We start from the raw sequence: 9,416 nt of genomic DNA on the forward strand, positions 1-9,416 counted from the left end.
CCACGCCCAAGGCCGCCAGCGACGGCGGCGCCAGCCGGCGATGCGCGGGCGCGGGAGGGGGACCGCTGCCTGCGCTCTTCAGCTTCGGCGCGCCTGATCAGGCTCCGCTGCCGGTGTAATAGGGCGAATTCATTGCCTGGCTGGCCGCCTTGGTGACCGAGGCATCAAAGACCCTTGTGTAAAAGGCGCAGCCCAGTTCTGCCGCAGTTTCCGGGAACAGGTTCAGCGCAAAATCCAGTGCATTGTCCAGCGTGTCAAAGGCGTCGAACCCGCCCAGAGTCTGGGTCTGCAGCCCGCTTAGCCAAACCTTGTTCTGCAGCCCCGGCAGCATTTTCAGTGCCGCGTTGCGCGCTTTCCAGGGGGCCTCCTCAAACGGCACCGACAGTTGCAGTTCGGTGTACACAAATGCACCCGGCGCCGCAGCCCCGCTGTTGTAATGCGCCGCCCCCATATCGCGGCTGGCCTCGGCGGTGGCCTCGGCGTCAAATATCCGCGTGTTGTGCGCCACGCCAAAGCTGCGCGGCTCGCCCGGGAAATAGCCAGTCACGAATTTGCGGGCATTCTCAATGCTGTCAAAGGCATAAAGGCCGCCGATCGAGTTGTTGCCGTGGCCGGACAGCCAGGTCTTGTTCAGAAAGCCCGGCTGCTTCCGGATCGCGGCGTTGATCTCCTGCAGCGGCACCTGGTCAAACGGCACAGAGATGGCAACTTCGGTATAGACAAAGGCTTTCGGGGTCATGGCAGTTTCCTGTGTTTTGGCAAGAGAAGGCAGCAGCAGCGCCCCGGCAGAGGCCGCCAGCAGTTGGCGGCGGGACATCCGGGAGGGCGCGCGGCAAGCCGCGCCGGGTCGGTTCTGTGTCATGTTGGCTCCGGTTTAACTACTTGCATTTTGCAAGTTGTGCAAAGCTTCCACACCGGCTTGCATTTTGCAAGTAAAAAAAATATCAAGAGTGCATGACTGAAAAGCACAGCAAATATGCGTCCGGTTGCCCGGTGGCCTATGCCCTTGATATCTTCGGCGACCGCTGGAGCCTTCTGGTGATCCGCGACATGGCCGTCAAAGGCGCGCGCACCTACGGCGAGCTTCAAAACGGCTGGGAGGGGATCTCGACCAACATCCTGGCGCAGCGCCTCAAGCAACTGGAGGAGACCGGGATTCTGAGCAAAAGCAAGGACCCGCAGAACGGCCGCAGCTACATCTACACACTGACGCCAAAGGGCCGGGATCTGGCCCCGGTACTGGCAGAGATCGCCCTGTGGAGCGCAAGATACAACAAAGCCGGCCATGCAATGACCGGCTTCAGTGACAAAGTGCAGGCGGACCGAAACGGCGTTGTTGCCCGGATCCGCGCAGGCAAACTGCCTTAAGCGCCTGGCGTTACGCCGCCAGGCCCTTGGAACCGATGTCCAGGAATTTCTGGCGCCGGTCCTTGATCAGCTCAGCGGCATCCTTGCCGGCCAGCTCGTCCAGCATCTCCTGGATAGCGCCGCTGACCGAGGCCATCGCGGCCTTGGCATCGCGATGCGCACCGCCCAGCGGTTCCGGGATGATCCGGTCATTGACGCCCAGCTTGTGCAGGTCCTGCGCGGTCAGGCGCAGCGCTTCCGCTGCTTCGCGCATTTTCTCGGCATCTTTCCACAGGATCGAGGCGCAGCCTTCGGGGCTGATCACCGAATAGATCGAATGCTCCAGCATCGCCACCCGGTTGGCACTGGCAAAGGCCACCGCGCCGCCGGAACCGCCCTCGCCGATGATGACTGAAATCAGCGGCACGCCGATTTTCAGGCACATCTCGGTCGAACGCGCGATAGCTTCAGACTGGCCGCGCTCCTCGGCGCCCTTGCCGGGATAGGCGCCGGCGGTGTCCACCAGGGTGATCACCGGCAGCTTGAACCGGCTGGCCATCTCCATCAGGCGGATGGCCTTGCGGTAGCCTTCGGGCCGGGCCATGCCGAAATTGCGCTCAATCCGCGATTTGGTATCGCTGCCCTTCTCATGGCCGATCACCACCACCGGCTGGTCGTTGAACCGGGCAAGGCCGCCCATCACGGCCAGATCGTCGGCAAAATTGCGGTCGCCGGCCAGCGGCGTGTACTCGGTGAACAGCGCCTTGATGTAATCTTGGCAATGGGGGCGGTCGGGATGCCGTGCCACCTGGCATTTGCGCCAGGGCGTCAGCCCCTTGTAGAGGTCCTTCAGCAGCTGCGCCGCCTTGGCGTCCAGCGCCTTGGCCTCATCCGCCACGTCCATTTCCTCGTTCGCGCGCGCCAGCGCCCGCAGCTCCTCCGCCTTGCCTTCGATTTCGGCCAGCGGTTTTTCGAATTCCAGATACTGGGTCATATCGCCTCTGCTCAGCGGGTTTGCAGCTATATGGCCTTCTGCGCCGCAAGATGCAACTCAGCAAGATTTGCGATCTGCTGCCAGGGCATCAGGGACGGGCCGCGAAAGCAAAGGGCGCACTGCCAATGGCCGCCGGTTGCAAAGACCGGAGACCGCGGGTTCAGGCCAGTAACCGCGGCCGCACCGGCGGCCCGCTGCCCGAACGGGTGGAGAAGGTCGCCCTAGGCCTGCAGCAGGATCGCCGCCAAGGACGCCAGCAGCAGAGCGGCCATGGTCCAGTTGAACGCTCGCAGCTGCGCGGGCCGGGTCAGCAGCCGCCGCAGCTGCTGGCCCAGCATGGTCCAGGTCGACGCTGAAAAACTGCCGACCAGCAGGTAGATGCCGGAGACCCACAGAATGGCGCTCAGGTCGCGGCTGGCCGCATAAAGCGTGATCGCCCCCAGCGCCATTGCCCAGGCCTTGGGGTTGACCCATTGAAAGGCGCAGGCCTGCACAAAGCTCAAGGGCCTGCCCTCGGCCGCGCCCTCCCGGGGCGGCGCGGCATTGGCGATCTTCCACGCCAGCCACAGCATGTAAGCGACCGACAGCACCGTCATCACCGGGGTCAGCAGCGGGAAGGCATCAAACAGATGCATCACCCCCAGCCCGACCGGCAGGATCATCAGCGGAAAGCCGACCGCGACCCCCAGCAAATGCGGAAGCGTCCGCTGAAAACCGAAATTGGCCCCCGAAGCCATCAGCATCAGGTTATTGGGGCCGGGCGTGAAGACCGTGCCAAAGACAAAACCGGTCAGCGCAAAGAGGAGTTCATATGTCATGGGCAAGAAGATTGCGCAGTAATCGCCAAATGAAATTGCGTTCTGCAGCGCCTGATGTGTATTTTCACAACGAATGGCGAAAAATGATCAGATAAACCAGCATATATTGCAGGAACTCACCCGCGACGGCCGGATCAGCAATCTGGAACTGGCCGAGCGGGTCGGCCTGTCGCCCTCTGCCTGTCTGCGCCGGGTGCAGGAGCTGGAACGCACCGGCGTCATCACCGGCTACCGCGCGGTGCTGGACCGGCAGAAGCTGGGGGTGGGATTTGCCACCTATATCGGCGTCGGCCTGGGTGAACACACCAAGGACGCGCAGGAAGCTTTTGAACGCGCCATGCAAGCCGCACCCGAGGTGGTCGAATGCCACAATATCACCGGCACCATCGAATACCTGCTGCGCGTCGAATGCGCCGATCTGCCCAGCTACAAACGGTTCCACACCGACATTCTGGGCACCTCGCCCTATGTGACCGGGATCACCACCTATGTGGTGATGGGCTCGCCCAAAGATCTGCGGGCGTGACCGCGGCGCGGTTGGACTTTTGAGTATTTGGGGAAAGATGAAGCGAGGCAGCTTTTCATTTTTCCTCAAATACTCACGTCACTTCTGTGGCCGCAGGCGTGCGGCGGCGGGTGTTGCGGATCCGGCGTACGCTGGCCTCACCTGATCTTAAGCCGCCCGGGGCAGTCTTGCACCCGGTCGCGATCACCCGCCGGGGCTTGGCTCTCCGGCAGATATGGAACAGGGCTCCCGCATGGCAGCGGGGTCATGCAGAGACAACGTTTAGCATGCGGGCGGATACGCCCGTCCGCCTCCGCCTTATTGGCGGCGCCGCCAATCCTTAACGGCCACTTGTGACGGCACGTGAAAACGGCACAGGGAAACGGCACAGGCAACATGATCTGGAACAGATGAGCAACCGGCGGGGCAGGGGCCCTGGCCGGGCAGACCGCATGGGCCGGGGCAGCCGTTTTACCGGGCGGGCAGCAAAACCCGCATGGCGATCTCCGGCGAGGCCAGCACCGGCACCTTTGTCTGCGCCCGCAGCTCTGCTGCCGCCCCGGCCATCGAGGCCTGCGCCAGCACAACGCAGCCAAACGCGTCATCATCCATCATCGCCCTTGCGATGCTTTCGGCTATAGCCGCAGAAAACGCCGTGCCGGCGCCGGTTTCAAACAGCGGCCAGTGCTGCGCCAGAGATAACGGGGTCAGGTGCGGATCACGCCCGCCAAAGGCGCGCCGCAGCAGCGCCTCCGAGGGGGCCGCCGTGCTGTTCAGGCAATAGGCCATCAGCACCGGCCCGCCAATCCGCGCCGCTTCCTGCATCATCGGCCAGTCGATGCGGATGGCGCCTGCCTCTTCTGCCACCGGTCCAAGGGTGGTGCAGCTGCACAGCACCGGTCCGTCAGCCGCGCTGATGGCCGCCGCAATCTCCGCCCTCAGGTCGGCGCCGATGCCATTCCGCGCCCGGGCCAGCCAATCGCTGCGCACTTGCTGGTTCAGATCCGCTTCGGGTGCCAGCGCCCGGAACGTCCTCGCATGCGCGTCTGCGGTATGCAGCAAAGTCAAATCTGCCATCAAACCCTCCCTGCGGAAAAGGCGCCCCACCGGGACGCCCTTGCACTTAGTCCATGCGCGCCGGCGTCAGCTGTTTGCAATCAGTTCGGCCTGGGCGACAATCACCTCAGCCTGCTTGATCGAGGCGATATCGACAAGACGGCCTTTGTAGACGGTCGCGCCGGCGCCCGAGGCCTTGGCCTCTGCCATCGCGGCCAGGATCTCACGGGCTTCCGCCACAGCCTCATCCGAGGGGGTGAAGACCTGATTGGCCAGTTCGATCTGGCTGGGGTGGATCGCCCATTTGCCGACCATGCCCAAGGTCGCAGACCGTTTCGCCTGGGCGATATAGCCGTCCTCGTCCGAGAAATCCCCGAACGGCCCGTCAACCGGCAGGATGCCATGGGTGCGGCAGGCGGCGACAATTGCAGCCTGCGCCCAGTGCCAGGGGTCGGACCAGTGCTTTTCGCCGTCGCGGATCATATAGTAGTTTTCCTGGGTTCCGCCGATGCCTGTGGTCTGCATCCCCATCGAAGCGGCGAAATCCGCAGCCCCCAGGCTCATCGCCTGCAGCCGGGGCGAGGATGTGGCGATGTCCTCGGCATGGGCAATGCCTGCCGCCGACTCGATGATCACTTCAAAAGACACAGGCTTGGTCCGGCCCTTGGCGCGCTCGATCGCGGTGACCAGCGCGTCCACCGCATAGACATCTTCGGCGCAGCCGACCTTGGGGATCATGATTTGATCCAGGCGGTCGCCGGCCTGCTCCAGAATGTCCACCACATCGCGGTACCAATAGGGGGTGTCGAGCCCGTTGATCCGCACCGACAGATATTTGCTGCCCCAGTCGACGCTGTTGATCGCCTCGATCACATTGGCGCGGGCCTGATCCTTGTCGGAGGGGGCCACTGAATCCTCAAGATCAAGATTGATCACATCAGCCGCCGAAGCCGCCATCTTCTCAAACAGTTTCACTTTGGAGCCGGGGCCGAACAGCTGGCAGCGATTGGGGCGCGCCGGTGCGGCGGGCTGGATGCGGAAGGACATGCGGAAACCCCCTGGGTAAGGAAATTGCAGAATTTTCGCACATCGGGTTATTAAATTGCGCGCCGTCTTGCAAGTGGATTTTGCACTTGCGGCAAGAAACGCCGCGTTGCGGCAATCCCGTTTGCGCCCTTTCCGTCGCAAACCTGCGCGAAGCTGCCGCCGCCATGCTGCATTGCGCAAGAAAAGACACGGGCCCCGATCCGTGCGGAAAAGGAGCTGCATGAAACGCGCATTGATCGACAACTGGGCCCTGTTCCTGGGCATGCTGCTGCTTATGGTCGGCAACGGGCTGCTGGTCACGCTGCTGACGATCCGCGGCTCGACGCTGGGGTTCACGGACCTTGAGATTTCCGTCATGCAGTCCTGCTACCCGCTGGGGGCGCTGGCGGGCACCATGCTGACTCCGCTGCTGATCGAGAAGGTCGGCCATATCCGGGTGTTTTCGGCGCTGGCGTCGATGGTTTCGGTTGCGGCGATTGTCCATCTGCTGACCTCGGACCCGGCCAGCTGGGCAGCGATGCGGCTGCTGGCGGGCTTCTGTTTTCCGGGCCTGTACGTGATCACCGAAAGCTGGCTCAACGCCAAGTCGGAGAACCGGATCCGGGCGCAGGTGCTGTCGGTCTATTTCATCATTCAGACGGCGGGGCCGGCGCTGGGCACCGCAATGGTCGGCCTGCCGGATCCCAGCGGCAACCTGCTGTTCGGGGTCACCTCGATCCTGCTGTCGGTGGCCATTGTGCCGCTGTTGCTGTCCAACATCAGGGCGCCGGACTACTCGGCGCCGGACCGGATGCCGGTGAAACGGCTGTACAAAGTCTCGCCGATGACGGTTTTGGGCATTGTCATCATGGGGGCGGGCGTGGTGGCCTGGTACATCAGCCTGCCGCTTTATGCGCTGCAGAACGGCTTCAGCGAGGCGCAGGCCTCGGGTGCGCTGGTGATCGCGCTGATTGCCTCGGCGCTGGTGCAATACCCGGTCGGCTGGCTGTCGGACCGCACCGACCGGCGCTATGTGGTGATTGCGCTGTCCGGTATTTCGGCGCTGGTGGCGCTGTGGATGGCTGTGGACACGGCGCCCTCGCGCATTGTGGTCGGGTTTTCCGTCATCGCGGCAACCACGCTGCCGATCTATTCGATCCTGGCGGCGCATGCCAACGACCAGCTGCAGCCGGGCCAGGTGGTTCCGGCCAGCGGCACCATGGCGTTCCTGCTGCAGCTGGGCCAGTTTTTCGGGATCCTGATCGGGCCGAACATGATCCGGCTGGCCGATGGCCGCGGGCTGCAATATTTGCTGATCGGGGTCGGGGTGACCGTGGCGCTGATCGCCATTGCGCGGCGCGCGACCTCCGGGGCGCCGGAGGACACCGGCGAGTTCCAGGCGATGGGGGTGATCGGGGTCGCCCAGCCGGGCGTGCTGCAGGCGGAATCCTGGCTTGAGGGGGAGGAAGCGTCTGCAAGCGGCGGGCGGGCGGAAGAAACTTCGAAATTCCCCGGAAACTGACGAAGAAAATCGCGCAAAACCCCCTTTCTTGCGCGATTTCGAGAGGACTTTGCGCGAAATCCGCCTGACATTGGCGCGACCTGTTATACTGGAAGGATGAGCGCGATGATCGAGACCCCTTATCTGCTGTTTCTGGGCGACGCGCCTGACATGCTGGCCGCCAAAGTTGCCATCGGCATCCGCGACTGGCGCCCGGACCATGCCGTCGGCCAGATCTCCCTGCCGGGCTGCGGCGCCGACCTGGGCCTGACCGAGATGACCCTGGCCGAGGCCAAGGACGCCGGCGCCAAGACGCTGGTGATCGGCGTCGCCAACCGCGGCGGCGTGATTTCTCCGGCGTGGAAAGAGGTGCTGATCGCGGCTCTGGAAATGGGCTATGACATCGCTTCGGGCCTGCATAACCTGCTGCGCGACGAAGGCGACCTGGTGGCAGCGGCGCAGACCCACGGCGGCACCCTGCACGATGTGCGCGTCCCCACTGTCGGCTATCCGATTGCCAATGGCGTCAAGCGCAAGGGCAAGCGCTGCCTGGCCGTAGGCACCGATTGCTCGGTCGGCAAGATGTACACCGCCCTGGCGATGGATGCCGTAATGCAAGAGCGCGGCATGAAGTCGACCTTCCGCGCCACTGGCCAGACCGGCATCCTGATCACCGGCCACGGCGTGCCGCTGGACGCGGTCATTGCCGACTTCATGGCGGGCTCCATCGAATATCTGACCCCGGACAATGATGATGACCACTGGGACCTGATCGAGGGCCAGGGCTCGCTGTTCCACGTCTCCTACTCGGGCGTCACCATGGCGCTGGTGCACGGCGGCCAGCCGGATGCGCTGATCCTGTGCCACGAGCCGACCCGCACCCATATGCGCGGCCTGCCGGAGTATGACGTGCCAAGCCTGGAAGAGCTGAAAGCCGTGGCCCTGCCGCTGGCTCAGCGCGCCAACCCGGCCTGCAAGGTTGTCGGCATCTCGGTGAACACCCAGCACCTGACCGAGGATGAGGCGGTTAAGTATCTGGCAGAAGTTGAAGAGCGGATGGGCCTGCCCGCCGTCGACCCGTACCGCCACGGTGCAGGCCGGCTGGTGGACGCGCTGGCCGCAGTCTGATCTAACAGCCCCGCCGGAGGTGCTGGCTGCAACGGCAGGTGCCTCCGGCGGGAGTATTTTTAAAAAGATGAAAGCGCCGGAGCCGGATTTTCCGGGCATCCGGCTGAGGTTCGCCGCGCGCTGCGGGGAACCGGTGGAAAGGGCAGCTTCATGAATATCACCGTCACCCCGGACGTCTTCAAACTGGCGCAGGTCTTCACCATCTCGCGCGGCTCGCGCACCGAGGCCAAGGTGCTGACCGTGCGGGTCGAGAAGGACGGCGCCGCCGGCTGGGGCGAATGCGTGCCCTATGCCCGCTATAACGAGACGCTGGAGAGCGTGACCGCCGAGATCGAGGGGCTGCCCGGTGATTTCACCCGTGAAGAGCTGCAGTCGCTGCTGCCCGCCGGCGCCGCCCGCAACGCGGTGGACTGCGCGTTGTGGGATCTGGAGGCCAAGCAGGCCGGAAAGCGGGTCTGGGAACTGGCCGGGCTGGACGCGCCAGGGCCGGAGATCACCGCCTATACATTGTCGCTGGATACGCCTGAAAAGATGCAGGCGCAGGCGGCAGAGAATGCGTTCCGCCCGCTGCTGAAGATCAAGCTGGGCACCCCCGACGATATGCCCCGGCTGGAATCGGTGCGCGCCGGCGCGCCCGATGCCAAGATCATCATTGACGCCAACGAGGGCTGGTCGGCCGAAGTTTACGCCGCGCTGGCACCGCATCTGCTGCGGCTGGGCGTGAAGCTGGTGGAGCAGCCGCTGCCTGCGGGGGAAGACGCCGCGTTGATCGGCATGGACCGCCCGGTGCCGGTCTGCGCCGACGAGAGCTGCCATGACCGCACCAGCCTGCCGAAGCTCAAGGGCAAATACGACGTGGTCAACATCAAGCTGGACAAGACCGGCGGTCTGACCGAGGCGCTGAAATTGCGTGAACAGGCTTTGGCCGAGGGTTATCAGGTGATGGTCGGCTGCATGGTCGGCTCCTCGCTGGCGATGGCGCCGGCGACGCTTGTGGCGCAGGGTGCGGCGGTTACGGATCTTGACGGGCCGCTGCTGTTG

Annotated in this window: 10 protein-coding genes; 5 read left to right on the forward strand and 5 right to left on the reverse strand. The window is 64.1% G+C overall.

Going from position 1 to position 9,416, the window contains the following annotated elements; all coding sequences use genetic code 11:
• Positions 1 to 97: 97 nt before the first annotated feature.
• Positions 98 to 862 carry a YdhR family protein gene (locus VOI29_RS19140; RefSeq protein WP_323782375.1) on the reverse strand — a complete coding sequence of 255 codons (765 nt, stop codon included), beginning with the start codon at positions 860 to 862 and terminating at the stop codon, positions 98 to 100.
• Between the two features lie 92 nt (positions 863 to 954).
• On the opposite strand from VOI29_RS19140, the gene VOI29_RS19145 reads away from it, so the two are divergent.
• Positions 955 to 1,368 (forward strand): helix-turn-helix domain-containing protein, encoded by a 414-nt coding sequence (locus VOI29_RS19145; RefSeq protein WP_323782378.1) that lies wholly within the window; start codon positions 955 to 957, stop codon positions 1,366 to 1,368.
• A gap of 10 nt (positions 1,369 to 1,378) precedes the next feature.
• Here the strand turns inward: VOI29_RS19145 and VOI29_RS19150 are convergent, their stop codons facing one another.
• Both VOI29_RS19150 and VOI29_RS19155 read right to left on the reverse strand, forming a co-directional pair.
• Positions 1,379 to 2,341, reverse strand: a complete 963-nt coding sequence (locus tag VOI29_RS19150; RefSeq protein ID WP_323782379.1) for an acetyl-CoA carboxylase carboxyltransferase subunit alpha — start codon at positions 2,339 to 2,341, stop codon at positions 1,379 to 1,381.
• A 221-nt stretch (positions 2,342 to 2,562) separates the two neighbouring features.
• Positions 2,563 to 3,159, reverse strand: coding sequence for a LysE family translocator (locus tag VOI29_RS19155; RefSeq protein ID WP_323782383.1), 597 nt, complete (start codon positions 3,157 to 3,159; stop codon positions 2,563 to 2,565).
• Positions 3,160 to 3,232: 73 nt separating this feature from the next.
• Here VOI29_RS19155 and VOI29_RS19160 point away from each other — a divergent pair, with 73 nt between their 5' ends.
• A complete protein-coding gene (locus tag VOI29_RS19160) occupies positions 3,233 to 3,685 on the forward strand; it encodes an Lrp/AsnC family transcriptional regulator (protein WP_323782386.1) in 453 nt (150 codons plus the stop codon).
• Positions 3,686 to 4,135: 450 nt separating this feature from the next.
• Here VOI29_RS19160 and VOI29_RS19165 read toward each other — a convergent pair whose 3' ends face one another.
• Positions 4,136 to 4,741 (reverse strand): hypothetical protein, encoded by a 606-nt coding sequence (locus tag VOI29_RS19165; RefSeq protein ID WP_323782389.1) that lies wholly within the window; start codon positions 4,739 to 4,741, stop codon positions 4,136 to 4,138.
• A gap of 66 nt (positions 4,742 to 4,807) precedes the next feature.
• Positions 4,808 to 5,767: an L-malyl-CoA/beta-methylmalyl-CoA lyase gene (locus VOI29_RS19170; protein ID WP_323782392.1), complete on the reverse strand. Its 960-nt coding sequence runs from the start codon at positions 5,765 to 5,767 to the stop codon at positions 4,808 to 4,810.
• Between the two features lie 220 nt (positions 5,768 to 5,987).
• Here VOI29_RS19170 and VOI29_RS19175 point away from each other — a divergent pair, with 220 nt between their 5' ends.
• From VOI29_RS19175 to dgcA, 3 genes are all read left to right on the forward strand, one after another.
• Complete coding sequence (locus VOI29_RS19175) at positions 5,988 to 7,268, forward strand: MFS transporter (RefSeq protein WP_323782395.1); 1,281 nt, start codon at positions 5,988 to 5,990, stop codon at positions 7,266 to 7,268.
• 105 nt (positions 7,269 to 7,373) lie between these two features.
• Positions 7,374 to 8,375 (forward strand): N-acetyltransferase DgcN, encoded by a 1,002-nt coding sequence (gene dgcN / locus VOI29_RS19180; RefSeq protein WP_323782398.1) that lies wholly within the window; start codon positions 7,374 to 7,376, stop codon positions 8,373 to 8,375.
• A 150-nt stretch (positions 8,376 to 8,525) separates the two neighbouring features.
• The coding region (gene dgcA, locus VOI29_RS19185; protein ID WP_323782399.1) for an N-acetyl-D-Glu racemase DgcA at positions 8,526 to 9,416 on the forward strand (891 nt) is incomplete at its 3' end.

Origin of the sequence: Leisingera sp., assembly GCF_034669605.1 — a bacterium.
Classification (GTDB): Bacteria; Pseudomonadota; Alphaproteobacteria; order Rhodobacterales; family Rhodobacteraceae; genus Leisingera.

Bases quoted from the DNA above. Each gene is read 5' to 3' on its own strand.
- VOI29_RS19140 (WP_323782375.1), bottom strand. From the start codon at position 862: ATGACACAGAACCGACCCGGCGCGGCTTGCCGCGCGCCCTCCCGGATG.
- VOI29_RS19145 (WP_323782378.1), top strand. From the start codon at position 955: ATGACTGAAAAGCACAGCAAATATGCGTCCGGTTGCCCGGTGGCCTAT.
- VOI29_RS19150 (WP_323782379.1), bottom strand. From the start codon at position 2,341: ATGACCCAGTATCTGGAATTCGAAAAACCGCTGGCCGAAATCGAAGGC.
- VOI29_RS19155 (WP_323782383.1), bottom strand. From the start codon at position 3,159: ATGACATATGAACTCCTCTTTGCGCTGACCGGTTTTGTCTTTGGCACG.
- VOI29_RS19160 (WP_323782386.1), top strand. From the start codon at position 3,233: ATGGCGAAAAATGATCAGATAAACCAGCATATATTGCAGGAACTCACC.
- VOI29_RS19165 (WP_323782389.1), bottom strand. From the start codon at position 4,741: ATGGCAGATTTGACTTTGCTGCATACCGCAGACGCGCATGCGAGGACG.
- VOI29_RS19170 (WP_323782392.1), bottom strand. From the start codon at position 5,767: ATGTCCTTCCGCATCCAGCCCGCCGCACCGGCGCGCCCCAATCGCTGC.
- VOI29_RS19175 (WP_323782395.1), top strand. From the start codon at position 5,988: ATGAAACGCGCATTGATCGACAACTGGGCCCTGTTCCTGGGCATGCTG.
- dgcN (WP_323782398.1), top strand. From the start codon at position 7,374: ATGATCGAGACCCCTTATCTGCTGTTTCTGGGCGACGCGCCTGACATG.